Below are 25,677 nucleotides of genomic sequence, written 5' to 3'. Positions count from 1 at the left end.
CGCATGTCGTATTTTTCCGTCGTCATTCCCACCCACAACCGGGCCCGGTTGCTCGACGCTTGTCTCACGTCCGTCTTCGCTCAGCGTTTCGTCGACTACGACGTGGTGGTCGTGGACGACGGGTCGACGGACGACACCCCGGCGGTGCTCGCCCGCTACGGCGACCGCGTTCGGGTGTGCCGGCAGCAGAACCGGGGACCTGGTGCGGCACGCAACGTCGGAATCCGGCACGCGCAGGGCCGCTACGTGGCATTCCTGGACAGCGATGACGTCTGGTTCCCCTGGACGCTCGAGGTGTACGCGCGGGCGATCGGCGAGGCGCACGAGCCGGCGTTCGTGGCCGGCAAACCCGCCCTGTTCCGCTCGCTCGAGGAGCTTCGCCAGGTCGCCGAATTGGAGCCGGCTGTCCTGACGTTCGATGACTACTACGCCTCCGGTGAGGAGTGGCGGTGGTGGGGCGTGTCGTCCTTCGTCGTTCGCGCCGATGCCCTCGCCGACGCCGGTGGCTTCACCGATGAGTGGATCAACGGCGAGGACGCGGACCTCGCTATGCGCCTGGGGCTGGCGAGCGGATTCGTTCAAGTGTGCGCGCCCTGTACGTTCGGTTATCGCGAGCACGCCGGCAGCGCGATTGCCAGCCTCGAGCGCACGCACGCGGGCGCTCGGTACGCGGTCACGATGGAACAGGCCGGGCGCTATCCCGGCGGTCGCGCGCGCGCCCGCGAGCGCCGTCGGATCCTGACCCGTCATGTTCGCCCAGTGATCCTCGAGTGCCTGCGCGAGAGTCGGCACCGCGACGCATGGCGGATGTACCGGGCGACCTTTGTCTGGCACCTGCAGTTGCGGCGCTGGCGATTCCTCTTGGGGTTCCCGGCGCTGACCCTGTCCGCACTCTGGCGCAACGGCATCGCGGGAACATCGGTAGCCAACTCATGACCACCATTCTCGGGATTTCGGCCTTCTATCATGACTCGGCAGCCGCACTGGTGGTGGATGGACGCATCGTGGCTGCCGCCCAGGAGGAACGTTTCACGCGCCGCAAGCATGACCATCATTTCCCCTCGAATGCCCTGGCGTATTGCTTGCGCGAGGGGGGGATCGCGGCAGCCGACCTGGACTTTGTTGGCTTTTACGACAAGCCGCTGGCGAAGTTCGACCGGCTGACTGAGACCTACGCTGCGGTCGGGCCGCGGGGGTTCAGGTCCTACCTGAAGGCGATGCCGCTCTGGCTAAAGTCCAAGCTGCACCTGCCGCGCGAGATCGACAACGCGCTGGGGCAGGCCTTTCGCGGGCGCTACGTGTTCGCCGACCATCACGAATCTCACGCGGCGAGCGCGTTCTTTCCGTCGCCATTCGACGACGCGGCGATCCTGACGCTGGACGGCGTTGGCGAGTGGTCGACGACGACACTCGGCCACGGGCGTGGCAACCGGCTCCGGTTGACCCACGAGATCCGGTTCCCACATTCGCTGGGGCTCCTCTATAGCGCGTTCACGTACTACACGGGCTTCCGCGTGAACTCCGGCGAATACAAGGTGATGGGGCTGGCGCCCTATGGGGAGCCGCGGTTCAAGGAGCTGATCCTCGAACATCTGATCCACGTACGGCCCGACGGGTCGTTCTGGATGGATCAGCGCTACTTCAACTACTGCTCTGGCATGACGATGACGAGCCCGAAGTTCCACCAGCTGTTTGGTGGTCCGCCGCGTCATCCCGAGTCGCCGCTGACCCAACGGGAGATGGACCTAGCGGCGTCGGTGCAGGCCGTGTGCGAAGAGGTGATGCTGCGCTGCGCCCGACAGGTGCACGCGGTGACCGGGTCGAAGAACCTGGTGATGGCGGGCGGCGTGGCGCTCAACTGTGTCGGCAACGGCAGAATTCTGCGCGAAGGACCCTTCGAGCGGATCTGGATCCAGCCGGCGGCCGGCGATGCGGGCGGCGCCCTCGGTGTTGCGCAACTCATCTGGCATCACGTCCTCGCCGAGCCGCGAGTCGTCGGTTGCGAGGACGTGCTCCATGGATCGCTGCTCGGCCCACGGTTCCCGAACGCCGAGGTGCGCGCCGCTCTCGATGCGGCGGGTGCGAGGTACCACGTAATTGAAAGAGAAGACGATTTGCTCGATCGCGTGACGGACCTGCTGCTGGACGAAAAGGTCGTGGGCTGGGTGCAGGACCGGATGGAGTTTGGTCCCCGGGCACTCGGGGCGCGTTCGATCCTGGGCGACCCCCGCTCGACCAAGATGCAGTCGGTGATGAACCTGAAGATCAAGTTCCGCGAGAGCTTCCGCCCGTTTGCGCCCTCGGTCCTGCGCGATCACGCGGCGGAGTATTTCGAAATGCCCGCGGATGCCGATAGCCCGTACATGCTCCTCGTGCTGCCGGTGCAGGCCCAACAGCGAACGGCCGGGAGTGACGAGCGCATGCGCGGGTTCACCGGCATCGAGAAACTGAACGTCCCGCGCTCAACGGTGCCTGCGGTCACGCACGTGGATTACTCAGCCCGGGTGCAGACGGTGACGCCCGCAGCCAACGGCCGGTACTACCGGCTGATCAAGCGGTTTCACGAGCGCGCTGGCTGCCCGATGCTCGTCAACACCAGCTTCAACATTCGTGGCGAGCCGATTGTCGGCACGCCCCAGGACGCGTTCCGCTGCTTCATGGGCACCGATATGGACGCCCTCGTGCTCGAGGACGCGCTGCTGCTCAAGAGCGAGCAGGCGCGCCTGGAGCTTTCCGATCGCAAGGCCTACCAGGCGGCCTTCGCGCTCGACTAGCCCGACACCATGTTCACCCGCCTCCTTCTCGTCGTCGCCTATCCCTTCTTCCTTCTGGCGTGGGGACTCAACTGGCTGCGCGGCCGCGATCCCCTGCGCCTTCACGAACCGGACGCCGACACGTTGTGGATCCAGCGCGGAGCCCAGCCGGGCGCGTCCGACTACTTCTCCGAAGCGTCGGTGGCCGAAGGGCTTGGGCATGGCGGGAGCGGCAGCGGCGGTGGTGTGCTCGTGCGCACGCTGTCGAAGTTGACGGAGCCGCGGCGCGCGCAGCCCGGGGGGAAGTTCTCGCCCGCGGCGGACCGTGAGCGGGGCATCCCGGACGAGGTGTACACGCTGTGGTAGCCGCATGACGGCCACGCTGGACACCAAGCCCTACGTGGAGCCCGATCCGCTGATCGGCTACCGCTACATCGCGGGTACCCGCATGTCGCTGCCGCGGCCTGGCGGGGGCCACTACGACCTGGCGGTAAACAGCGCCGGGATCCGCAGCGATCGAGACTACGCATTCGAGCGCCCCCCGGGGGTGCGCCGCCTCATCGTGTGCGGCGACTCGATGGCCGCCGGCCAGTTTCTGAGCAACGCCCAACGCTTCAGTGAACTGCTCGAGCGGCGCATTCCCAACCTGGAGGTCATCAACCTCGCGCTCGAAGGGTCGGGTACCGATCAGCAAGTGCTGCTCTACGAGCATGTCGGGCTGCGGTATGAGCACGACCTCGTGCTGCTGCTCCCGTTTCTCCAGAACATCCGCCGCAACATGGTCGAGTGGCGCGAGGCAGTCGACCCGCGTACCGGCCAGGCCGTACGACGCGCCAAGCCCCGCTTCGAGTTTGTGGATGGCCAGTTGGTGCTCCGGCCGGTCACGCCCGGTCAACCGGCTGCCGCACCTGGCCCCGATGGCGGAGCAGGGACCGACAGTCCCGCCACCGCCAGCACGCGGCTCAAGGGCATCCTCTCCCGGCTGCCAGGGGCCACGCCATTCAAGGCCGCCTTGTATGCGATGGTGCCATGGGAGCCGTTTCCCGAGTACCGAGACCCGGGCAGTCCCGAATGGCGGCTCATGGCCGCCCTCGTTCATCGGCTTCACCAACTGGCCGGGAGTCGGCCTGTCGTGCTGGCGCCGACCTTCTATGCGAGCTACGTGCAATTCCGCATGGCGCGAAACTACTGGGATCGGTTCTTGTCGCTGGCCGACCCTCCCCGGATTGATGCGATCGACCTGCTGCCGTATTTCACACGTGTGGGCGCGGATGGCGTTCGCTGCTTTCAGGATCCGTTCGACATGCATTTCTCCGCGTACGGCCATCTCGTGTTGGCCGATGCGCTGGAGGCTGAGCTGACGCGGCTGCGGCTGCTGCCGGCCGTGCCGGAGACGCGCCCGTGAGCGACACGCTGACGGCCAGCGTGGTCATCACCACGAAGAACCGCCGCGACGAGTTGCGAGCGGCATTGCGCTCGGCCGTCGAGCAGACCGCCACCCCAGAGGTGCTCGTCATCGACGACGGGTCGTCCGACGGCACGCCCGAGATGGTCACGGCCGAATTCCCTGGTGTCCGTCTCGTTCGCCACGACGACTCCCTCGGCTACATCGTCCGGCGCAATGAAGGCGCCCGCCTCGCCACGGGCGCCATCGTGTGTTCGATCGACGACGATGCGGCGTTCTCGACGCCCGACGTTGTCCGGCAGGCGCTGGGCGATTTTGCTTCCGAGCGTATCGCCGCCGTGGCCATTCCCTACATCGACATTCACACGGACCCGCGCGTCTGCCAAGCGGCGCCGGATGCGCAGACGGTCTACGTGACTGACCGGTACAAGGGCACGGCGTACGCCGTCCGCCGCGACGTGTTTGTTCGGCTGGGTGGCTACCGCGAGCACCTGTTTCATCAGGGCGAAGAGGGCGACTTCTGCATCCGCCTGCTCGCCGCTGGCTATGTGGTGCGGCTCGGTAACGCCGCGCCCATTCATCACGCCGAGTCGCCGAAGCGGGACTTTCAGCGGATGGATTTCTACGGGGTACGCAACGCCGTCCTGTTCGCCTGGCAGAACGTTCCGGCGCCGCTCGTGCTGATCCACCTGCCGGTGGTGGTGCTGCGGTGCCTCGCGCACACGTGGAACCCCGGTCGGCTGAGGACGCGCATCGCCGGCGTGCTCACCGGCATTCGGCTGTTCGCCTCGGTGCCCCGCGAGCCGGTGCCTGCGTGGACCTACCGGTTGTGGCGCGCCCTGGCGAAGGGGCCGCAGCCGCTGTCGCGCCTCCGCCGGTGGCCGGCTGACGCGTGACGACATTTCAAGAAGGAGGTGCCCGGTGGCTGTGCTGCCATCTCGGCGCGCGTGAGCACTACGCGGTGCCGCGGGCGCTGCATCGACGGGGCCGGCTCGGCCTTCTCGTCACCGACGCCTGGGTCAGGCCGGGCAGCCTCTGGTCACGGATGCCGGGAGACCTGCCGCGGCGCCTGTCAGAGCGATTTCATCCCGACCTGACGGACACCGACGTTCGCGATTTCACCCTGTCGGCGGTGGCGCGCGAGGCCTTCTTGCGGGCCGGACGCGGCACAGGCTGGAAAAGCCCGATGGATCGAAACCGGTGGTTCGGGCGCCGCGCGGCACGCGTGCTCAACGATGTGGCCGGCGGCGAGATGACCACGGTGTTTGCCCACAGCTATTCCGCGCGCGAAGTGTTCGCGCACGCAAAGACGCGCGGCTGGACGACAGTGCTGGGGCAGATCGACCCGGGCGAAGAGCACTTTCGCGTCGCTCGTCTGGCGTCGGATGAATGGACGGAGTACGGCGCCGCCCCCGAGGCGCCGCCCGCGGCGTACTTCGACTCGTGGCGCGAGGAGTGCGCGCTGGCCGATCGGATCATCGTGAACTCCCCCTGGTCGCGCGAGGCGCTGACGCGCGCGGGCATTCCTGCGGAGAAGCTGCGGGTGCTCCGGCTCGTCTACGAACCGGAGGAGACCGGGCCGGTGGCCGCCCACCAGTACCCCGACGCCTTCACGCCGGCCAGACCGCTGCGGGTGCTCTTCGTGGGCCACGCGGCCGTCGCGAAGGGTGTGCCCGCGCTGCTCGAAGCCGTCGAGCAGATGACTGATGTGCCCGTCGAATTGCACCTGGTCGGGGCCATCTCAATGGTCGTGCCATGGCGGTTTGCCAAGCACCCGGCTATTCGCTGGGTCGGTGCCGTGTCTCGCAGCGAGGTGATGCGTCACTACCGCGAGTCCGATGTGCTCGTGTTTCCATCGCTATCTGACGGCTTCGGCATGGCGCAGGTCGAGGCGCAGGCGTGGCGGCTGCCGATCATCGCGTCTCGGCACTGTGGCCGCGTGGTCGAGGACGGCGTGAATGGCCTGCTGCTGCCCGAGGTGTCGGCTGGCGCGATCGCGGCCACCTTGCGGCGCGTGGCCGGGACGCCGGCGCTCCTCGCGGAATTCTCGCGCCACTCCGGGGTCGCGACGCAGTCAGGCATCGAGGCGCTGTCAGCCGGTCTCCTGTCGCTGGAGTCAGCATGACGGGTGCGGCCGAGCCGATCGATCCCTGGTTTCTCGAGCATCTAGTGTGCCCGGCGGACCGCGGTGCCCTGCAACTGGCGACCGGCGCGTTCGAATGCCCAACCGGGCACCGGTTCCCGATTGTCGACGGTGTGCCGGTCATGCTGCTGGAGTCAGTGCCGGCGACGATGGCTGGGACGGAGAGTTCGCTGCGCCGCGCTCGCGGCGAAGGCGTGGACGCGCGGGCCCCGGAGTTGCACCTGGAGTCGCTCGGCGTCAGCGACGCAGAGAAAGAGGGCATCGTCGCCCTGGCTCGCCGCGGCGGCCCGGTCGACCCCGTGGTGGCATACCTCGTGGCGGCGACCAATGGACTGATGTACCGGCACCTGATCGGCGCGCTCGACCGCTACCCGATTCCAGACATCCCCCTGCCCTCTGGCGACGGCCGCTCGCTGCTGGACGTGGGGTGCAGTTGGGGGCGCTGGTCTCTCGCCGCTCACGCGAAGGGGTATGCCGTCGTGGGCCTCGACCCTTCGCTTGGCGCGGTAATGGCAGCGCGCAGGGTCGCGCGTCAGGTGGGCGCGTCGAACCGCTACGTCGTCGGGGATGCGCGCCATCTGCCGTTTGCGCCGCGGCTGTTCGACGTCACCTACTCGTACAGCGTGATTCAGCACTTGTCGAGAGCGGATGCTGGGAAGGCCGTGCGCGAGCTCGGTCGAGTGCTGAAACCGGGCGGCACCGCCAAGGTCCAGATGCCGACCCGGTTCGGCGTTCGCTGCCTCTACCATCAGGCGCGGCGTCGGTTTCGCGAGGGGTCAGGTTTCGAGGTGCGCTACTGGACGCTGCCAGAGTTGCGGCAGCTGTTCGGGTCCCACGTGGGCGTCACCCGATTTGACGCCGACTGCTATTTCGCGATCGGTTTGCAGCTGGCCGACGTGTCGCTGATGCCACCAGGCCTGCGCTTGGTCATTCAAGCCTCCCAGCGTATGAAGTCCGCGAGCCGGCGCTGGCCGATACTGGTTCATGTCGCTGACAGCGTATTCGTTGAGTCGGTCGCGCGTCACGGCACCCGGCCATGAAGCCTTCTGAACTCCCAAGTCCGTTTCAACCCACGCTGGTTCGCCGGGGCCTTGGCAGGGCCGAGCGCTGGCGCTACCGGTGGGAATATCAGGGCCGGCTGCGTGGCTTGCTGCGGCACGTCGACCCGGATAACGCCGGGCGACTCACGCTGAATGAACGGCAGCGAATTCGCGAGTATTGGTCGGCTTACGGCATCGACTATGCCAGCGCATCGTGGTTCCGGCTGTTCAAGGCGCTCACCGGACGGGTGGATCCCCGCTACATTCCCGAAGAAGTGTTCCGGCTGCACCTGGAGCCGATGTTATGCCGCCGCGATGTCGCGCCGGCCTACCACGACAAGAACCAGTTAGATCGGCTGTTTCCGGACGTCCAGCGGCCGGCCACGGTGCTGCGGAATATCTACGGTCACTACTTTGACAGCGACTACCGGCCCGTGGCGCGCGAGGCGGCAACCGAACTTTTCGGTACTGGTCCTCAGCGGTACATCATCAAGCCGTCGATTTCCGGCACGGGCAGCGGGCACAACGTGGCGCAGTTCGATGGTTCGCGCGACGGGTTCAGGATTGGCGCCACGTTGCTCTCGCTGGCCGATGTAGAACGGATCTACGTCCAGGATTTCCTGGTCCAGCGAGTCGTTCATCAGTCTCCGTTCATGGCCGCGTTTCACCCGCCGTCGTTGAATACCATCCGGATGATCACGTTGCGGTTGCGGGGCGCCGTGTCCCCGATCGCGGCGACCTTCCGCATGGGCAACGGCAGTCACGTCGATAATGGTCATGCCGGCGGGCTGTTGTGCGGCGTCGACCTGGGGGATGCGCGGTTGACGCCCTTTGCCTGCGACGTGCTGTTCCGGCGCTACGACCGCCATCCGATTACCGGCGAGTCGTTTGCCGACCAGATGCTCCCGGAGTTCGACGCCATTTGCGACCTGGCCGTCCGCGTCCATTCGCGCCTGACCTACTTCGACGTGGTGTCCTGCGATATTGCCCTGCTGGACAACGGCTTGCCGTGCCTGGTCGAGGCGAACACGTTTGGCCAGGGCGTCGAACCGCATCAGTTCCTGAAGGGCAGTTCCCTGTTCGGCGACAAGACCGACGAGGTCCTGGCCCTCGTGGCTGAGCGCCGGCGGCTCGGCTGGAACCAATGAGGCGCGAAACCCGTTGACGGTGACCTGCTTCAGTCACGCGAGCGATCGGATCGAGGCTTTGATCCGCGACGAGATGCGGCGCCAGGTCGGCCACCTGAGGCCGCGCCACATCGTCATCAAACCCAATTGGGTGCTTCATTCCTCTGCCGCCAGTCATCCAATTTCGGCGTTGGTCACCGACGCGCGGGTCATTGCCGCGACCGTGCGGGCCGCAGCGGAATTGTTTCCCGAATCGACCCTGATCACGGTGGGCGATTGCCCGCTGCAACGGGCCGACTGGCCCCTGTTGCTGCGCCAATCAGGTCTCGAGCCGGTGGTGGCTGAGCTCCAGGTCCGCTACCCCGGCCGCGTCGAGTTTCGCGACCTGCGGCGTGACGTGTATACCTATGCGGATGGCCGTCTGGTGCCGCAGTCGGGTGCGCCGCATGGCGATCCGCTTGGCTACCGCGAAGTCCGGCTGGGGGCGGTCAGTCACTTCGAAGAGATCGCGGGGGAGTCGGCGCGGTTCTCGATCCACGACCACGACCGGGAAGCGACCCAGGCCAACCACCGCCCCGGGGACCACCGCTATTTCGTGAGCCAGTCGTTTCTCGACGCCGACTTGATCATCAACCTGCCGAAGTGGAAGACACATTCCAAGTCCGGGCTGACCGGTGCCTTGAAGAACCTGGTGGGCATCAACGGCGACAAAGCGTACCTGCCTCACTTCCGCAAGGGCGCCCCCCGCTGGGGCGGCGATGAGTATTGGGACAGCAGCCGCTGGCTGTACTGGACGCAGAGCGCCCTCCGTGACTTCACGCGCGCGTACTGCTGGTGGGCCTATAAGCTCCTGCGACCGATCTGGCTCGCGATCAAAACGCTGCGGTCTGTAGTACTGCGACGAGAGAGCGATCCCGCCGGCGATTTCTACGTCGGCGGCGGGGCGTGGTACGGGAACCAAACGATCTGGCGCATGATCTACGACCTCAACATGATCATCCAGTTGGTCGATGCGGACGGCGTGCTCCGGGACCGTCCGCAGCGTCACTATTTCTGCGTGGTCGATGGCCTGATCTGCGGGGAAGGTGACGGTCCGCTGTCGCCGACGCCGCGACCGCTCGATTGGCTGGCATTCGGCCGTGATCCGTTTGCGATCGATGCGGCGCTGGCCTGGTTCATGGGGTACGACCCCGGACGATTATCGATTGTCGCCGAGCGTCGCCGGTACCTTGGTCCTGAGTGGGGCCGCTTCGACTTGGACACCTTGCCGGTAACTCTGGACGGCCGAACCGCGTCGTTGACGGCCTTTGACGTCAATCACGGATTCGTGCCGCCGCCGGGTTGGGTTGGTCATATTGAGCGCCCCGTGGTAGGCGACCGAAGTCTGGCGCGGGCATGAAGGTCGTGTTCTGCTGGTCGGGCATGCAGGGGTACATGGCGTCCTGCTTGCACGCCCTTCAGCGTCGGGACGCAGTGGAGCTCTACGTCATCCACCTGGATTACAACGACCTGCCGTATCAGGAGAACCTGCTCAACGGCATTCCGAACGACAAGCTGCAGGCCAGCCAGCCGAACGACGCGATCGGGCAGATGGTCGCGGACCGAAAGCCCGATATCGTCGTCTTGTGTGGTTGGTTTTACGCGCCTTACCGGAAACTCCTGCTTCGCAAGGACCTTCAGGCCGCGAAGTTCCTGCTCGGCATGGACACGCCGTGGAGCGGGTCGTGGCGCCAACGCCTTAACCAGGTTCGGCTCAGGGGGCTTGTCGAGAGAATGGAGAGAGTCGTGGTGGCCGGCCCGCGGACCCGGGAATTCGCCCGCCGGCTCGGCGCGCGCCCCGACCAGATTCTGCCGGGCCTGTACGGGTTTGACTTCAAGCGCTTCGGCGCGCTTGGATCAAGCCGCCTGGACGGGGCTCCCGAGTGGCCCAAGCGGTTCTTGTTTGCCGGTCGCTACGTGAGGGAGAAGGGCCTCGGCGTTCTCATGGACGCGTACCGCCAATACCGGTCAGCTGTCGCCGATCCTTGGCCGCTCGATTGTTGTGGTACTGGTCCCGACGCGGCCCGGTTGCGTGGGCATGAGGGTGTGCAAGACCTTGGTTACGTGCTGCCCAGCGCATTGCCGACGGTGTTTTCAGAACGTGGCGTGTTCGTGATGCCGAGCCTGGAAGAGCCCTGGGGCGTGGCAATTGCCGAGGCCGCAGCCACGGGGCTGCCTTTGATCTGTTCTGATCGCTGTGGCGCGGCGGATGATCTATTGCACCTGTACCACAACGGGCTCCTGGTGCCGGCCGGGAACGTCACCGCGCTCGCGGACGCAATGAAGTGGATGCACGAGCACCACTATGCCTTCCGAACGATGGGTGCACGCAGCCGCAGTTTGGCGGCGGCCTTTTCGGCGGACGCCTGGGCCGACCGGATGCATAACTGCTTCAACGAAATCCTGACCACGGGCGCGCGTCACGAGCCGAGCCGGCATGGTTAGCTGGTATGGCCAGGCCGCGTCACGGCTGCCCGAGATCGTCGGTGATGAACTGCGGCGACTCGCCGCCCGCGTCGAGCCACGGCGCATCGTCATCAAGCCCAACTGGGTGATGCACGAAACCGAGCCGGCGTATCCGATTGCGGCGCTGGTGACGGACGCCCGGGTCATCGACGCCACGGTGCGGGCGTGCGTGGCGCTGTTCCCGGCGGCTGAGCGGATTACCGTTGGCGACTGCCTCGAGCAGAGGGCCGACTGGCCACTGATGTGCCGGCAGTCGGGTCTCTCAGCCGTGATGGAGACGCTCGTGGCGGCCTTCCCGGGGCAAGTCGAGTTTCGGGACCTGCGCAAGGATGTCTACCGGACTGTGGACGACGTGCTGGTGCTGGACCTGGACGCGCCCCACGGTGACCCGGTGGGGTACCGGGAGGTCGAACTGCAGGGCGAAAGTCACCTCGAGCCCATTGCCGACCAGGCCGATCGATTCTCGATTCATGACCACGACCCGGCGACGACCCGCAATTGCCACCGGCCTGGCGATCACCGCTACCTCGTGAGCCAGACCGTGCTTGACGCCGACCTGGTCATCAACCTGCCGAAGTGGAAGGCCCACTCGAAATCCGGCGTGACTGGTGCGCTCAAGAACCTCGTCGGCATCAACGGCGACAAGTCCTACTTGCCGCATTTCCGGCGTGGCTCGCCGCGCTGGGGGGGCGATGAGTACAGCGACGAGGGCCGGTGGTTGTACTGGGTGCAGAACAACGTTCACGAGATGGTGCGCGGCACGCTTGCCCACCGCTGGCTGCGGCCGGGATGGCAGGCGGTCAAGGCCATCAACAACGCTTTGCGGAGACGGGACCGCAGCCGGACATCGCCGGCGGATTTCTACGTCGTCGGCGGGAGCTGGTACGGCAACCAGACACTGTGGCGAATGATCTACGACTTGAACCTGGTCATCCAGCGGGTCGGCCGTGACGGCCGCCTCCACCCGACGCCGCAGCGCGAGTACTTCTGCATTGTCGACGGGCTCATCAGCGGCGAGGGTGATGGCCCCTTGAAGGCGGTGGCTCGCGACACCGATGTCCTGGTTTGTGGCGACGACCCGTTCGCGATTGACACCGTCCTCAGCTGGGCAATGGGCTTCGATCCTGACAAGATCCCAGTGCTGGCCGAGCGCCGCCAGTACCGCGGCGTCGAGTGGGGACGGTTCACGTTGAACGACCTGGTGGTCACGATCGACGGGCGGCCGTGCCCGCTATTCGAGATGGGCGTCAATTTCCAGTTCGCCCCGCCACCTGGCTGGATTGGACAGATCGAACGGCCCGGTCGCACGGCGACGTCGACCTGAACGCGACCGCCCACATGTTGGCAACGCTCCTGCCCGGCCGTACCGTACGGCGCCATCTCGCCGCCGCCGCGGCCCGCCGCCAGGAACTGGCCGCGGCCGACGCCACGGCCTGGTCGCACCGGCAGCTCGAGGCGTTCCAGCGAGTGTGGATCGATGCGGTGAACGACGTGCCGTACTATGCGTCGCTGGTACGATCGGGCCGCGTGCCGGCGGAGATTCATTCCTGGGCCGATGTGCAGGGCCTTCCTGTGCTGACGCGACAGCTGCTGCAGGACCGGCCTGCTGAGTTTCTTCGCCGCTCCGGGCCGCCCGATTCCTTCATCAAGACCGCCGGATCCACCGGCACGCCGTTGCGGATGGGTCTCAATCAGTCCGAGCGCGACCTCATGCGCATAGTCAAGCTCGCCGAATGGCAGGGCTTTGGATACGAGCCAGGCTCGCGGCTGTTCCTCATCTGGGGGCATGCCCATCTGCTTGGTACCGGCTGGGCCGGAAAGGTCAATCACTGGCAGCGCCGCCTGGCGGATGCCTTCCTCGGCTATCGGCGCGTGGACGCGTATCGACTGAACCGGGCGTCGTGCGAAGCCTACGCCGACGCCCTGCTGCGCTTCCGCCCGCTGGGCTTGATCGGGTATGCGTCGGCGTTGGATCTGTTCGCCCGCTACACGACGGCTTTTCGCGATCGTTTCCGGGCCATCGGCGTTCGCTTCGTGCTGGCGACCGCGGAAGCGCCCCCCCGGCCCGACACCGTGGCGCTGCTCGAGGACCTGTTCGGCTGTCCGGTCGTGCAGGAGTACGGCGGCGCGGAGTTCGGACAGGTGGCCTTCAAGAACGGGGCCGAGGCCTTTGACGTGTACTCAGATCTCAACTATCTCGAGTGCGAGCCACCGGGCGATGGTGCCGCCGAGGAACATCCCGTCCTGCTGACGTCGCTCTACCAGCGATACGTCCCATTGATTCGTTATCGGCTGGGCGACACCGTGATTGGACCAGTGCGCCAGGCTAACGGACATGTCACGCGCTTCGAAGCCGTCGGCGGCCGCCTCAACGACGTGATCCACCTCGACGACGACGATGCAATCCACAGCGTCGCCATCTTCCACTGCATCCACCAGGAGGCCGGCGTCTACAACATCCAGATGGTGCTGCGAGACGAGGGCATTGAGATCTGCCTTGTCGCATCGCTCGCCGACCGGGCCGCCATGGAAGCACGGATCCTTGCGCGTCTGGCCCAGGTCCACCCGGCGCTGGCACGGGCTCGCTTCACGTATCCCGAAGACCTGCAGACCAACCGCGCCGGCAAGCGCCGGTGGTTTGTCGACCATCGCTCCTCACCTCCATGTGCGGCATCGCAGGAATCCTGACAGCCGAGGCCGGCCGGTCCGATATGCGGCCCGCGCTTGATGCCATGCAAAGCGCGCTGCGGCACCGGGGGCCCGACGATCGCGGACAGTGGCGCTCCCCATCCGGCCTGGCCGCGTTCGCGCACACACGGCTCGCCATCCTTGACCTGAGCCCCGCCGGGCACCAGCCCATGTCCACGGCCGATGGCCGTTACACGGTCGTCTTCAATGGAGAAATCTACAATTTCCTTGAACTGCGCCGCACGCTCGCGCAGAAAGGCGCCGCGTTCTCGACCCGTTCCGACACCGAAGTGATCCTGCGGGCGTATCAGGCCTACGGCGACAGGTGCGTCGAGTTGTTCCGGGGCATGTTCGCCTTCGCGGTGTGGGACGAGCGAGAGCAGACGTGTCTGTTGGCGCGCGATCGCTTTGGCCTCAAGCCGCTTTATTATCACGTGGGCAGGGGCGGGCTGGTGTTCGGATCGGAGGTGCGCGCCCTGCTGGCGTCTGGACTGGTGGCGCGTGAACTGGATCCGCGAGCGGTCTATCAGTACTTTCGCACCGGCTCAATCCCCGAGCCGCGAACGCTGTTGCGTAGCGTCCAATGCCTCGAGGCCGGCCACCACGCGCGGTGGCATGCAGGTCGCCTCGAGCGCGGGCGATACTGGGCGCTTCGATTCCCGACCGAGACGATGCCGGCTCTTGATGCCGTGGCGGCCACCCGCGCGGCGCTGCTCGACTCGGTCGAGCAGCATTTCGTGAGCGACGTGCCGGTCGGCGTCTTTCTGAGCGGTGGCATCGACTCCACGGCCCTGGTCGCGTTGGCGAGCGCCAACGGCCACAAGGGCCTGCAGACTTTTTCCTTGTCGCTGCCCGGCGTGCCCTCGGACGAGGGGGCGGCGGCCCGCCGGGTGGCCGTGCACTTCGCGACGCAACATCAGGACTATCCGGTCGATGCGGCCACCGGCAGGGCGATCTTCAGTAAGTTTCTTGGCGCCTTCGATCAGCCCAGCATCGACGGCCTCAACACCTTCGCGCTGGCGGGTTTCGCGCGGGAACGAGGCGTGACAGTGGCGCTGTCGGGGTTGGGCGCCGACGAGATCTTCGGCGGCTACCCTTCGTTTACGGAGGTGCCGCGACTGGCGCGGTGGGACTTGCGGCTAAGCCGCTTCCCGTTGGCGAGGCGTGCCGTGGGGCACGCCCTCGAAGGCGTGGCGCCTGGGCACCGGGGTCGCCGCCTCGGTGACATGCTGGGCCAGCCGGCGGGCCTCCTGACGGCCTACGCCACGTTTCGCGGTATTTACACGAGGGCCGAAGCACGCCAGCTGGTAGAGCATTACGGCGGAGCGACTGAGGGCGAACCGGAAGATGATATGCAGGATGTTCCCACGCCCGATCCCACAACCGGCGACGCGGTGAGCCGTCTGGAGTTGACCCGGTACGTGCGAAATCAGTTGCTGCGTGAAAGCGACGTAATGAGCATGGCCTGGGGTCTCGAACTGCGCACGCCGTTTCTGGATGCCGCGGTGATCGACGCCGTGGGTCGCGTGCCGGCAGTTACGCGTCTTCGCGCGGGCAAGCGGCTGCTGCTCGATGCCGTGCCCGAAGTGCCAGGGTGGGTCGCCCATCAGCCCAAACGCTGTTTCCAGCTCCCGTTCGAACAGTGGCTGGACGGCGAGTGGCGCCAGCTGTTTGCCGAGGTCAGCCGCACGTGCCCGGTCCCGACCGAGACGTGGTACCGCAAGTGGAGCGTGTTCATGCTCGAGCGATGGGTGGAGCGGATGACGACGTCGGCAAGCATTCACGAACCCGTGGTTCCAGGGGTCGGCAGGCGTGTTCATGGATAAGACGTCGCGCGAACATTACGGCCCTCTGCTGGGGCTCGCCACGTCGGCGCTCGGGACCCTTGGCGCCCTGCTGCTGTTTCCCGACAACCCGGCGCCGCGCGGCGCGCTGGTCGTGCCGGGAGCGATTCTCGCCGTGTCCATCATCTTCGTTCCGGCGATGCGGGTGATCACGAACTCGCGGACGATGATGAACGCCGACAACTTTGTCGCCGCCGGCTATGTCGGCTGGCTGTTGTTGGACCTGGTCCAGGGCGCGTACGACCTGGGCGATGCGTCCAACGAGGCATTGCGGCTCGCACTGGTTGCGGTCGGCGTGTCGGCGTCGGCGATGTGGGCCGGCGCAATTGGTCGGCCGTGGGCGTTGCCCAAATTCCTGGAAGGCGTCGCCAGAAATCCGCTGAACACCAAGGCCGTGGCGCGACTGGTCCCCGTATGTTTCTTTCTCGGCATGCTCAACTACATGTACTCCGTCGATTTCGACATCATCGCGATGTTCTCCTACTTGGGGAACAACCGGTGGGACGTGCCGTGGGGCCGGGGACAACTCGGTGGGTGGGGTTCCTTCATCGACCAGATGCCGTACTTCGGGTACGTGCTGCCGAGCCTCACGGCTCTGCTGTTCGCGCGCCGCGGGCTGCGGTTTGAAACGCTGCTGTCCGCCGCGGCATCCCTGGTCATGCTGCTGTTTCTGGCCCAGAGCGGCGGCCGGCGTATCATCCTCGTGACCGTGGGCGCGGCTTTGATCGTCTGGGTGCAGGCGCAGTCCGGAATGAAGATCCGGAAGCTCCTCGCTGTTGGTGCAGTCAGCCTTGCCATGGTCTGGACCATGCAGTTCATGCTCAACATCCGGACCCGTGGCTACGACGAGTTTCTCAACAGCGAAAGCCAGTATGACTACCTGCACGTAGATGACAACTTTCTCCGCCTGGCGCAGGTCATCGAGTTGGTGCCCAGCCGGCGCGACTATGTGTATTCGCAGCAGCTGGTTTTCACGCTGGTGCGGCCGGTGCCACGAGTGTTCTGGCCCGGGAAGCCCATTAACGCCGGCTTCGACTTGCCGACAGAAATCGGTATGAAGGGCTTGAGCCTGTCAACTTCGATCATCGGCGAGTGGTATCTTTCGTGGGGATGGCCGGCGCTGATCTTCGGCGCCTGGTTTCATGGCCGCCTGGCCAGCACCGCGAGCACCCTCCGCGACGTCGGCATCACGGCCAAGAACCCCATCGTCTACGCCCTTGCCGTGATGGTGCTGGTGGCGGGCCTGCGCTCCATGCAGGATCTGATCATCATGAGCTACGCCCTGGTGGCGTGGTGGGGTGTCAATCGCCTCGTCACCCCGAAGTCCTCCGGGGCGGTGTGAGGATCCTGCACGTCGCGGCGTCGTACCTGCCGGCGGTCCGCTATGGCGGCACCATCGTGTCGGTGCACGGGCTCTGCCGGGCGCTGGCCGCGCGCGGGCACGACGTGCACGTCTTCACGACCAGCGTCGATGGCGCCGTCGATTCCGACGTGCCGCTGCTAAGGCCGGTCGAGCTCGACGGCGTGCAGGTCTGGTATTTCCCTTCGAAAGTCCTGCGTCGGCTGTACTGGTCGCCGCGGATGGCGGGCGCCCTCGCCGGCCAAATCGGAACGTTTGACATCGCCCACTTGCACGCCTTGTTCGTGTGGCCGGTGTGGGCTGCGGCGAAGGCTGCGCGACGCGCCGGTGTGCCATATGTGGTGGCTCCGAGGGGCATGCTGGAGAAAGCGCTGATCAAGAAAAAGAGCCGTGTGACGAAGACGCTTCTGATCGCCGCCGTCGGACGGCGGACTCTGGAGCAGGCGGCCGCCATTCATGTGACAAGCGCCCGCGAGCGGGCCGAAGCGGCGGCCTTCGGATTTGCTCTTCCGCCCCTCTACGAGGTGCCGAATGGCGTGGATCTGGTCCCCACGCCGGTGGCATCAGTGGGCCTCTCACCCGCGGTCGCGGCCCTCTGCGAGGGCCCGCCTTTTCTCCTGTTCATTGGGCGGATCAGCTGGAAGAAAGGCTTGGACCGCCTGATTGCGGCTCTCCCGCACGTGCCGGGGGTTCGGCTCGTGATTGCGGGCCCCGATGAGGAAGGCTACCGGACCACGCTGGAGGCGCGGGCTGCCGCAGCCGGTGTGGGCGGCCGTCTCGTGTTTTGCGGACCGGTGCCCGGCGCAGGCAAGGCCGCGCTGCTTAACTGCGCGCAGGCGCTGGTCCTTCCGTCCTACTCCGAGAATTTCGGCAACGTCGTGCTCGAGGCGATGGCGGCCGCTTGCCCGGTCGTCGTCACGCCCGAAGTAGGAATTGCCGACCTCGTCCGCGACTCCGGAGCCGGGTGGGTGATCGACGGCGCGCCGAAGACACTTGGCGCGGGCCTTTCGGCGCTGGTCGCCGATTCGCAGCTGCGACGGACGATGGGGGAGCGAGGCCGTGCGACGGCCCAACACTACGGGTGGGCCGCAGTCGCCGAGCGCATGGAGCGGGTCTATCAGGAGATTGTGGCTTGAGCAACGGCACCGTCGAATCGCGGAGTGTCAACCCGGATGACTGGGGCGAGGCGCAGCCGGGGCCCCTCAATGGCCGCATCGGGTTAGAGCTGGCCGAATTACTAGTGACCCTCGTTCGCCAGCAGCCTGACGTGCGGTCGATCTGCGACCTGGGGTGTGGCAACGGATACCTGGCCGGCAGGCTTGGGGCACTCGGACATCGCGTAGTGGGGCTGGATGCGTCGGTTCCTTACCTGGAGGCGGCACGACAGTACTATGCGAGCGATAACGTCACGTTCCGACGAGCGGTCTTCGGCGCTGACGCCGACCTCGCGCACGAGGACGAGGCAGCGTTTGACCTGGTGATCTCCAGCGACGTGATCGAGCACTTGTACCGGCCTGCCGACCTCATTGAAACCGCGGCCCGCTTGCTCCGTCCAGGGGGACGGCTGATCGTTGGGACTCCGTATCATGGCTACTGGAAGAACCTGGCCATCAGCGTGCTCGGTAAATGGGACGAGCATCACGGCGTCCACTGGCAAGGCGGGCACATAAAGTTCTTCAGCGTCGAGACATTGTCCCAACTTGTCGGCAACGCGGGCTTCTCGGATATCCGATTTCACTTCTACGGGCGTGCGCCATGGTTCTGGAAGAACATGATCTGTGTTGCCCGCAAGGTTGAGTGAGTGCAGGCCCGCATCACCCCGCTCCTGCTTACGTTCAACGAGGCGCCCAACCTTGCCCGCACGCTGGCGCGGCTGTCGTGGGCCACCGAGATCGTCGTCGTCGATAGCGGCAGCACCGACGCGACCCGGGAGATCCTGGCGCAGTATCCCGGCGTGCGCGTGTTCGAGCGGCGGTTCACGACACATGCCGAGCAGTGGAACTTCGGGCTCGAGTCCACGGGCATCTCTACCGAGTGGGTGCTGGCCCTCGACGCCGACTTTGTCTTGTCGCAGGATCTGGTCGCGGAAATCGCCTCGCTCTTGCCCGGGGCCGACACGGCAGGCTATCTGGCGTCGTTCACTTATTGCATCCACGGCACGCCACTGCGAGGTGCGGCCTATCCTCCTGTCGTGGTCCTGTTCCGGCGGGCGGGCGCGCGCTACGCGCAGGACGGCCACACGCAACGGATTCAGGTCCAGGGGCGGATCACCTCGCTACGAGCGTCGATCGCCCATGACGACCGCAAGCCACTGGTCGACTGGCTGGCCGCACAAGCCCGCTATATGCGACTGGAAGCGGAGAAGCTTGGCGCGGCACCGGTCGCGTCGCTCGGTTGGCTGGACCGACTGCGCCGCCTGATCGTGATCGCCCCGCCGGCGATGTTTGTCTATTGCTACCTCGTGCGGGGTGGTCTGCTCGATGGTTGGCCCGGGCTGTCGTACGCCCTGCAACGCGCCACGGCCGAAGCCATCCTGTCGCTGTACCTGCTCGACCGAATGCTGGCAGGTGGTCACGCCACCAGTCGGGACAGCTAGGCCGAACTGGCGAGCCGGCCGAACAGCGCGCGGCGGGCTGGCTGGTGCCGCAGCAGCGCGAGAATGAAGTCGCGGTGCTGGTTGAACCGAGCCGTCTTTCGCACCAGCGGCAGGATCCCGTCGGTCTTGGCCAGGTCGAAAAGCGCGTCGATATCGGTGTCGCGCATGCGCTGCGCGACAAAACGTAGGGCCAGCTGCGCCTTGAACTCCGACTGGAAGCGCGCGCGCCAGCGCCGTTCGTAATCGCGCAACGCCGCCGCCGACAAGTCGTTGCCCGCCAGGGCGACGTGCAGCACCTCGGCGGCAATCTCGCCGCTGATGACACTGTAGTAAATCCCGCCACCCGTCGTCGGCTTCACCAGTCCCGCCGCGTCGCCCACCGCCAACACCCGATCGCCATAGCTGCGCCGCACGCCGCCGAGCGGCAGCATGCGCCGGCGCGGGCTGAGCGTGTCGGGCACCGCCACCGACCAGCGCTCGCGCACCCGCGCGAGCATCCGCGAGAAATATTCACTGGCGTCGCCGTCGGCCATCACGCCGATGCGGGCGAACGTGCCGTAGGACCGCTTGACCGGCACCGCCCACGCAAATCCCTTGGGTGCGATCTCCGATCCGAAGTGCATCTCGACGTCGCCCGGGCGATCGGCCGGCAGCTCGAGCTGGGCCGATTGAAGGAAGGTGGAAGGCATGCCGAAGCCCAGCCGGCGCTGGAACGTGTAGTTGGCGCCGCAGGCCAGGACCGCGGTGCGGGCGGTCACGGTCTCGCCGTCAGCCAGGGTGATCCGCACGGCGTCGGCCGCCGGATCGATGGCCGTCACGCGGCGTCCGCGCAAGACGATGGCCCCGGCCAACTCGGCCCGGCCGGCCATGGCGGCGTCAAACATCGCGCGATCGATGACGACGGCTTCGGTGGTGGCGGTCGTGTATTCAAACGAGTGCCCCGACGGCGCGACGAACTTGACGGTGGCGAGGGGATTAAGCACCGACTCGGCCGGCAAGCCTAGCGCGTCGATCGCGTCGGCCGCCAGCACGCCCGTGCAGTGCACCGGCGTGCCGATGGTGTCGTGCTCTTCGAGGACGGTGACCGACCGTCCGAGGGCGGCGAGGCAGCGGGCAACCGACAGGCCACCAGGACCGCCGCCAATGATCACGACATCGAGCATTTAACGTCAGATTATACAGGGCCGGTTGCTGCGGCCGTCGTCAAACCTTCGGTGCGCGATCTTCCCACCGGCCGCGCAGCGTGATCCAGAACGAGAGCAGGATCAAGCGCAGATCGAGGCAGAAGGTCGCGCGCCGCTGGTACAGCAGATCGTAGCGGAACTTGCCCGGGCGCGGCAGGTCGCGGGCGGCGTAGACCTGTGCCAGTCCGGTGAGCCCGGGCCGCACCCGGTGCCGCGCTTCGTAGCCGCGGATGGCGCTGAGCGGCACATGGCGCCCGTCGGCGGTCGTGTCGGCCTCGCCCGGCCGCAACGGCCGCGGCCCCACCACGCTCATGTCGCCCTTGAAGATGTTCAGCAACTGCGGCAGTTCGTCGAACGCCGTGGCCCGCAGCACCCGGCCGACCCGGGTGACCCGCGGATCGTTCTCGGTGGCCTGGACGGCACCGGTGTGTTTCTCGGCATCGACGATCATCGAGCGGAACTTGTACGCCAGAAACACGCGGCCATGGCGGCCGACCCGTTCCTGGGTGAACAGCACGGGTCCCCGGTCTTCGAGCTTGATCGCAATCGTAATCAGCAGCGCGATCGGTGAGAAGACGACCAGCCCGGCCCCGGACACGAGCAGGTCAAACCCACGCTTGATCATCGGCCGGCGACCTCGCGCAGCACCTGGGCATGGGCCGACACCTGGCGGTCCCGCGCGAACAGAGCCGCCGCGTCCCTGGCGCGCGCGCCCATGGCCAGCCGGCGCTCTGGATCGTCGGCCAGCGCGACGATGGCCGCCGCCAGGGCCGCTGAATCGCCCGGCGCGGTGACGACCCCGCTGCCATGGGTCGCTGTCAGCGCCGCCACTTCGCTCGACGCCTCGACGGCCGCCACGTACGGCCGGCCCGCGGCCAGAATCGGGTAGAGCTTGCTCGGCACGATGTAACCGGCCAGGCCGGGCTTCAACGACACCAGGCAGACGTCACTCGTCGCATAGGTCCAGCGCAGGTGCTCGCGTGGCTGGAAGGGCAGAAAGCGCACGTTGTCCAAGCCGCGCGCCCGAACCGCCTCCTGCAGCGCCGGCTTTCGGTTGCCGTCGCCGATGAACAGCATCAGGATCTCGGGACGCGCCGCCAGGCGTGCCGCGGCGTCGATCACGGCGTCGAGGTTTTGCGAATGGCCGATGTTGCCGGCATGCAGCACCACGAAGCGGCCGGCCAGATCGTGGGCGGCGGCAAACGGATTCTGCTTTCCGTCCGGCACGATCGCCGTCGTATCTGCCCAGTTGTGAATCACGGTGATCTTCGAGGGCGCCGCGCCCTTGCCGTCGACCAGGCGCCGCGCCATGGTGTCGCCCAGCGCGACGATGCGCCGGGCGCGGTCGACCAGGAAGCGGTTCAGACGATCGAGCAGCCCGTTCACCAGCGGGCTATGGAAGTCTTCGAGGAGGCCGGCGACTTCGGGAAAGATGTCCTGGCAGAAGAACACCATGCCGTGGCGCGGCCGGGCGGCGAGCGCGGCCAGCCCAATGATGGGCGGGTCGGTCAGCGCCACGGTCACGTCCTGGCGGGGCAGTCGCACGGCCGCCCACAACGCCGAGATGAAGTAGGTGAGGTAGTTGGCCGCGCGGCCGGCGAAGCGGCGCTGCGCGAACGTGGTGCCCGCGGCGCGCACGATGTGAACGCCATTGCGGGTCTCCGTGCGGGCGATGGTCCGGCTGAAGCCGGACGCCACATCATTGAGTGGATATCCCGTAATGACGGTGACCTCGATGCCATGTTGCGAGGCGAGGTCTTCCGCCAGTTCCGTGAGCAACTGGCCGGTGGCGCCGGTGTCGGGCCAATACGACCGATTGAAGTAACAGACGCGCACGGGCGCGCCCTCCGGCGCCGGCATCAGCTTGGCTTCCGGAGCATGTGCGAGCCCATGACGAGCACGTCCATGTCGGTGCGCAGGAAGCAGTCCAGCGCCTGTTCGGGCCGTTCCACGATCGGCTCGTTTTCGTTGAACGACGTATTGAGCAGCACCGGCACCCCGGTCTGCGCGTGGAAGGCCCGGATCAGCGCCCAATACCGTGGGTTGCTGACCTGGCTCACCGACTGCAGCCGCCCGGAGCCGTCGACGTGCGTCACCGCCGGTATCACGTCCCGTTTCTCGGGCCTGACCGGATACACCTGGATCATGAACGGGTCGTGCACCGCATCAACGAAGTACTCGTCGATCGCCTCGGCGAGAATCGACGGTGCGAAGGGCCGGAAGCGCTCGCGGAACTTGATCTTCTGGTTGATGATGTCGCGCATGTCGCGGCGGCGTGGATCCGCCAGGATGCTGCGATTGCCAAGCGCGCGCGCCCCCCACTCCATTCGCCCCTGGTACCACCCGACGACGTCGCCGGCGGCCAGGCGCGCGGCCGTCGCGTCGCAGAGCGCCGCCTCAGTGGCGATGGTGGTCAGCTGGCAGCGGCCCTGCGCCACGACCCCGCTCTCGGCAATCACCGTGGCAATCTCGGCGTCGGTGTAGGACGTGCCCCAGTACGAATGTTCCATACGCGGTCCGAGTGCCCGTACGCCGCTTTGATGCCACGCCTCGAGCGCCGCGCCAAGGGCGGTGCCGTTATCGCCGGCCGCGGGCTGGATGAACACGTGGCGAAACGGCGTGTTCTGGCGAATCTTGCCGTTGGCCACGCTGTTCATGGCACAACCGCCGGCGAGGCAGAGGTGATCGACCGGGATCCTCTGGTGCACGCCGCGCAGCACGTGGAAGGCGGCGTCTTCGAACACCCGTTGCACCGATGCCGCGAGGTCTTCATGGGCGCTCGTCACCGGCTCGTCGGGTCTGCGGCTGGGACCCAGCAGGTCGATCAGTCGGTCGGTGAAGACATCCGGGACGTTGGGCTCACCGGCGTTCCAGGTCATGGTGGCTTCGCCGGTCCAGTGCCGGAAATACTCGAGGTTCAGGCGAAAGCCGCCGCCGGGCCCGAGTCGCAGCAGTTGGTGAATCGCCTCGGCGTGGCGCGGCGTCCCGTACGGCGCCAGGCCCATCACCTTGTATTCATCGCCGTACTTCTTGAAGCCGAGGTACTGGGTGATGGCGAGATAGACCAGGCCCAGCGAGTGCGGAAAGTACACGCGGTCGAGCACGTCGAGGCGGCCGCCGCGGCCATGCGCCGTCGAGACGCTCACGAAGTCGCCGAACCCATCGATGGCGCAGCACGCAGCTTCGTCCAGGCCGCTCGTGCGGTACGCGCTGGCGAGGTGGGCCGGGTGATGCTCGATGTATCGCGTGCGGGCGTTGACCGCCGCCCGATCCAAACCGAACGTGTCGGCGATGACGTCGGCAATCGCCGTGTTCTTGCCGGCGGTGTTGCGGTACTGTTCGAGCAGCGCCTTGCCGGGGCGATGGGTCAGGGCGAACCACGCCTTTCGCGCCAGGTGCACCCGCCGGCCGCGGGCGACCGCCCACACATCGACTTCGTCCGGCCGCGCACCGGCCATGGCCAGGCCCCGCGCAATCGCGCGGGACGGAAAGCCGGCGACGTGCTTGATCCGGCAGAAACGCTCTTCCTCGAGCGCGGCTACCAGTTCGCCGTCGCGCAGCACGGCCACGGCGACATCGCCGTGATAGGCGTTCAGCCCGACGATAATCATGAGGCGGACAACCTTGCCGGCCTCGGGCCGTCGGCCGTGCCGGCGGGCTGCGAACTGTCGCGCCGGAATACCAGCAGCCCGGCCACCACTCCGCACAGCACGGCATTGGCCGGCATGGTCAGCGGCACCTCCCACACGCCCTGCACGGCCAGCCCGACCAGCCCAGCGGCAGCGCCCAGGCGCATCCAGAACATCTCTCCCTTATCGGATCGAACCGCGCGGTAGCCCAGCATCGCGAACAGCCCCAGCGCCGTCAGCGCAGGGACGGCCAAGAGCAGCCCACCCTCGCTTGCGACCTGGATGTAGGTGGAGTGAGCGTTGTTGAAGTGCGCCCAGCGTCCCATCGAGCCCACCCACATCTGGGTCTGCTGGTACTGAGACATGGCGTCGGAGAAGGTTCCGGCCCCGGTGCCGGTCAGCCAGAAGTCGCGCACCATCGGCAGGCTCTCGCGCCAGATGGTCACGCGGCTGAACGCCAGCGGCTCGCGACTCCACGTCTGTTGCAGGCGCACGGCCCAACCATCGATGTCCACGAAGGCCATCGTCGCCACCAGCACGACGCCAACCCCGGCGAGTATCGTCGGCAGGCTGGTCCGTTCCATGCCCATCCGGGGCCGTCCGAGCCACCAGCCGCAGAGCGCGGCCGCACCGAGGCCGGCCACCGCCGATCGCGAGAGTGTCGCCAACATCACCAACACGGTAGTCAACACGGAGACCGCGGTCAGCACGATGCCGGAACCGAGGAATCGCCTGAGTGCCTCCCGCCAGTGGCGGGCCCGATAGGTCGGGTGGGTTCGCAGGCGGGCGATCAGGTAACCGAAGACCGGCGCCGTGACCAGGAGCAGCCAGGCCGCGAAGTGATTGCGATTGGTGAAGGCGCCGAACGGGCTTGCGCTGCGCGCTTCCGGCGTCATCACGAACAACAGCAAACGCGGCGCGATCGCCTTCTGCACGACGGCGGCGATCGCGACCACCGCGCCGAGCACGGCCAGCATGCGGCAGAACGAACGAGTGTTGCCGCCGGCCCCGAACAGCGCGCGCGCGACCCAGAAGGTGAGGATGCCCAGTGTCACCGTGGCGGCACTGTGGCGCGTGGCTCCTGGATCGATCGACAACGCCGCCCACCCGGTGGTCTCCAAGGTCGCAAACGTCAGCGCCGCGCGCACGCGGCCGGCTTCGGGCGACAGGGTGGTGACGAGCGCCGGCGGCAGCGGCACGGTCTGCAGCAGGATGGCCGCGACGATGGCGACCAGCGCGAGGTCAAGCGCCCGCCATTCGGGCGGGAAGTTCAGGGTGCGGCGCGGAGCGACCGCCGCCGCCAGCACCGCCAGGCCGAGCAGCGGCGCCGTCGTCCACGACGGCGCGCCGGCAAACAGCAGGTAGGAGGCGGCGACCAGCAGGACGAGCAGCGCGCGCTGCAC

General features: G+C 66.9%; 22 protein-coding genes. 17 read left to right on the top strand and 5 right to left on the bottom strand.

The window, feature by feature from the left end:
* Window positions 1–3 precede the first annotated feature (3 nt).
* From Q8T13_15125 to Q8T13_15045, 17 genes are read left to right on the top strand one after another with little or no spacing between them, the layout of a single operon-like run.
* Window positions 4–936, top strand: coding sequence for a glycosyltransferase family 2 protein (locus tag Q8T13_15125; protein ID MDP3719094.1), 933 nt, complete (start codon window positions 4–6; stop codon window positions 934–936).
* Window positions 933–2,774 (top strand): carbamoyltransferase, encoded by a 1,842-nt coding sequence (locus tag Q8T13_15120; protein ID MDP3719093.1) that lies wholly within the window; start codon window positions 933–935, stop codon window positions 2,772–2,774. Before Q8T13_15125 ends, Q8T13_15120 begins: the two co-directional genes overlap by 4 nt.
* A 9-nt stretch (window positions 2,775–2,783) precedes the next feature.
* Window positions 2,784–3,119, top strand: coding sequence for a hypothetical protein (locus Q8T13_15115; GenBank protein MDP3719092.1), 336 nt, complete (start codon window positions 2,784–2,786; stop codon window positions 3,117–3,119).
* Window positions 3,120–3,123: 4 nt separating this feature from the next.
* The gene (locus Q8T13_15110) at window positions 3,124–4,158 is read left to right on the top strand and encodes a hypothetical protein (GenBank protein ID MDP3719091.1); all 1,035 of its coding nucleotides are present in this window, start codon (window positions 3,124–3,126) and stop codon (window positions 4,156–4,158) included.
* A complete protein-coding gene (locus tag Q8T13_15105) occupies window positions 4,155–5,054 on the top strand; it encodes a glycosyltransferase family A protein (GenBank protein MDP3719090.1) in 900 nt (299 codons plus the stop codon). The genes Q8T13_15110 and Q8T13_15105 overlap by 4 nt, the downstream gene beginning before the upstream one ends.
* Window positions 5,051–6,283 (top strand): glycosyltransferase family 4 protein, encoded by a 1,233-nt coding sequence (locus Q8T13_15100; GenBank protein MDP3719089.1) that lies wholly within the window; start codon window positions 5,051–5,053, stop codon window positions 6,281–6,283. Before Q8T13_15105 ends, Q8T13_15100 begins: the two co-directional genes overlap by 4 nt.
* A complete protein-coding gene (locus tag Q8T13_15095; GenBank protein ID MDP3719088.1) occupies window positions 6,280–7,341 on the top strand; it encodes a methyltransferase domain-containing protein in 1,062 nt (353 codons plus the stop codon). The genes Q8T13_15100 and Q8T13_15095 overlap by 4 nt, the downstream gene beginning before the upstream one ends.
* Complete coding sequence (locus tag Q8T13_15090) at window positions 7,338–8,489, top strand: sugar-transfer associated ATP-grasp domain-containing protein (GenBank protein MDP3719087.1); 1,152 nt, start codon at window positions 7,338–7,340, stop codon at window positions 8,487–8,489. The genes Q8T13_15095 and Q8T13_15090 overlap by 4 nt, the downstream gene beginning before the upstream one ends.
* Window positions 8,490–8,547: 58 nt before the next feature.
* Entirely contained in the window at window positions 8,548–9,867 is a 1,320-nt protein-coding gene (locus Q8T13_15085) for a DUF362 domain-containing protein (GenBank protein ID MDP3719086.1), read from the top strand.
* The gene (locus Q8T13_15080; GenBank protein MDP3719085.1) at window positions 9,864–10,952 is read left to right on the top strand and encodes a glycosyltransferase family 4 protein; all 1,089 of its coding nucleotides are present in this window, start codon (window positions 9,864–9,866) and stop codon (window positions 10,950–10,952) included. Before Q8T13_15085 ends, Q8T13_15080 begins: the two co-directional genes overlap by 4 nt.
* Window positions 10,945–12,297 (top strand): DUF362 domain-containing protein, encoded by a 1,353-nt coding sequence (locus tag Q8T13_15075; protein MDP3719084.1) that lies wholly within the window; start codon window positions 10,945–10,947, stop codon window positions 12,295–12,297. The genes Q8T13_15080 and Q8T13_15075 overlap by 8 nt, the downstream gene beginning before the upstream one ends.
* A gap of 14 nt (window positions 12,298–12,311) precedes the next feature.
* The gene (locus Q8T13_15070) at window positions 12,312–13,661 is read left to right on the top strand and encodes a hypothetical protein (protein MDP3719083.1); all 1,350 of its coding nucleotides are present in this window, start codon (window positions 12,312–12,314) and stop codon (window positions 13,659–13,661) included.
* Window positions 13,637–15,487 carry an asparagine synthase (glutamine-hydrolyzing) gene (asnB, locus tag Q8T13_15065; GenBank protein MDP3719082.1) on the top strand — a complete coding sequence of 617 codons (1,851 nt, stop codon included), beginning with the start codon at window positions 13,637–13,639 and terminating at the stop codon, window positions 15,485–15,487. The genes Q8T13_15070 and asnB overlap by 25 nt, the downstream gene beginning before the upstream one ends.
* Window positions 15,480–16,847, top strand: coding sequence for an oligosaccharide repeat unit polymerase (locus tag Q8T13_15060; GenBank protein MDP3719081.1), 1,368 nt, complete (start codon window positions 15,480–15,482; stop codon window positions 16,845–16,847). Before asnB ends, Q8T13_15060 begins: the two co-directional genes overlap by 8 nt.
* The gene (locus Q8T13_15055; GenBank protein ID MDP3719080.1) at window positions 16,844–18,001 is read left to right on the top strand and encodes a glycosyltransferase; all 1,158 of its coding nucleotides are present in this window, start codon (window positions 16,844–16,846) and stop codon (window positions 17,999–18,001) included. Before Q8T13_15060 ends, Q8T13_15055 begins: the two co-directional genes overlap by 4 nt.
* Window positions 17,998–18,666, top strand: a complete 669-nt coding sequence (locus Q8T13_15050; GenBank protein MDP3719079.1) for a class I SAM-dependent methyltransferase — start codon at window positions 17,998–18,000, stop codon at window positions 18,664–18,666. The genes Q8T13_15055 and Q8T13_15050 overlap by 4 nt, the downstream gene beginning before the upstream one ends.
* Window positions 18,667–19,461 carry a glycosyltransferase family 2 protein gene (locus tag Q8T13_15045; GenBank protein ID MDP3719078.1) on the top strand — a complete coding sequence of 265 codons (795 nt, stop codon included), beginning with the start codon at window positions 18,667–18,669 and terminating at the stop codon, window positions 19,459–19,461. It begins immediately after the preceding gene.
* Here Q8T13_15045 and Q8T13_15040 read toward each other — a convergent pair.
* From Q8T13_15040 to Q8T13_15020, 5 genes are read right to left on the bottom strand one after another with little or no spacing between them, the layout of a single operon-like run.
* Window positions 19,458–20,624: an NAD(P)/FAD-dependent oxidoreductase gene (locus Q8T13_15040; protein MDP3719077.1), complete on the bottom strand. Its 1,167-nt coding sequence runs from the start codon at window positions 20,622–20,624 to the stop codon at window positions 19,458–19,460. The genes Q8T13_15045 and Q8T13_15040 overlap by 4 nt on opposite strands.
* A 40-nt stretch (window positions 20,625–20,664) precedes the next feature.
* Window positions 20,665–21,270: a sugar transferase gene (locus tag Q8T13_15035; GenBank protein MDP3719076.1), complete on the bottom strand. Its 606-nt coding sequence runs from the start codon at window positions 21,268–21,270 to the stop codon at window positions 20,665–20,667.
* Window positions 21,267–22,505: a glycosyltransferase family 4 protein gene (locus tag Q8T13_15030; GenBank protein ID MDP3719075.1), complete on the bottom strand. Its 1,239-nt coding sequence runs from the start codon at window positions 22,503–22,505 to the stop codon at window positions 21,267–21,269. Before Q8T13_15030 ends, Q8T13_15035 begins: the two co-directional genes overlap by 4 nt.
* Window positions 22,505–24,256: a carbamoyltransferase C-terminal domain-containing protein gene (locus Q8T13_15025; GenBank protein ID MDP3719074.1), complete on the bottom strand. Its 1,752-nt coding sequence runs from the start codon at window positions 24,254–24,256 to the stop codon at window positions 22,505–22,507. The genes Q8T13_15030 and Q8T13_15025 overlap by 1 nt, the downstream gene beginning before the upstream one ends.
* Window positions 24,253–25,677: an O-antigen ligase family protein gene (locus tag Q8T13_15020; protein ID MDP3719073.1), complete on the bottom strand. Its 1,425-nt coding sequence runs from the start codon at window positions 25,675–25,677 to the stop codon at window positions 24,253–24,255. The genes Q8T13_15025 and Q8T13_15020 overlap by 4 nt, the downstream gene beginning before the upstream one ends.

The sequence above is a fragment of the Acidobacteriota bacterium genome, from assembly GCA_030697165.1.
Classification (GTDB): domain Bacteria; phylum Acidobacteriota; class Vicinamibacteria; order Vicinamibacterales; family UBA2999; genus 12-FULL-67-14b.
The sequence above is the reverse complement of the archived record's forward strand: the minus strand, read 5'-3'. Positions and strand labels throughout refer to the sequence as shown.

Coding starts and splice junctions, on each gene's coding strand:
- Q8T13_15125 (MDP3719094.1), top strand. CDS start 4: ATGTCGTATTTTTCCGTCGTCATTCCCACCCACAACCGGGCCCGGTTG.
- Q8T13_15120 (MDP3719093.1), top strand. CDS start 933: ATGACCACCATTCTCGGGATTTCGGCCTTCTATCATGACTCGGCAGCC.
- Q8T13_15115 (MDP3719092.1), top strand. CDS start 2,784: ATGTTCACCCGCCTCCTTCTCGTCGTCGCCTATCCCTTCTTCCTTCTG.
- Q8T13_15110 (MDP3719091.1), top strand. CDS start 3,124: ATGACGGCCACGCTGGACACCAAGCCCTACGTGGAGCCCGATCCGCTG.
- Q8T13_15095 (MDP3719088.1), top strand. CDS start 6,280: ATGACGGGTGCGGCCGAGCCGATCGATCCCTGGTTTCTCGAGCATCTA.
- Q8T13_15090 (MDP3719087.1), top strand. CDS start 7,338: ATGAAGCCTTCTGAACTCCCAAGTCCGTTTCAACCCACGCTGGTTCGC.
- Q8T13_15080 (MDP3719085.1), top strand. CDS start 9,864: ATGAAGGTCGTGTTCTGCTGGTCGGGCATGCAGGGGTACATGGCGTCC.
- Q8T13_15075 (MDP3719084.1), top strand. CDS start 10,945: ATGGTTAGCTGGTATGGCCAGGCCGCGTCACGGCTGCCCGAGATCGTC.
- Q8T13_15070 (MDP3719083.1), top strand. CDS start 12,312: ATGTTGGCAACGCTCCTGCCCGGCCGTACCGTACGGCGCCATCTCGCC.
- asnB (MDP3719082.1), top strand. CDS start 13,637: ATGTGCGGCATCGCAGGAATCCTGACAGCCGAGGCCGGCCGGTCCGAT.
- Q8T13_15060 (MDP3719081.1), top strand. CDS start 15,480: ATGGATAAGACGTCGCGCGAACATTACGGCCCTCTGCTGGGGCTCGCC.
- Q8T13_15040 (MDP3719077.1), bottom strand. CDS start 20,624: ATGCTCGATGTCGTGATCATTGGCGGCGGTCCTGGTGGCCTGTCGGTT.
- Q8T13_15035 (MDP3719076.1), bottom strand. CDS start 21,270: ATGATCAAGCGTGGGTTTGACCTGCTCGTGTCCGGGGCCGGGCTGGTC.
- Q8T13_15030 (MDP3719075.1), bottom strand. CDS start 22,505: ATGCCGGCGCCGGAGGGCGCGCCCGTGCGCGTCTGTTACTTCAATCGG.
- Q8T13_15025 (MDP3719074.1), bottom strand. CDS start 24,256: ATGATTATCGTCGGGCTGAACGCCTATCACGGCGATGTCGCCGTGGCC.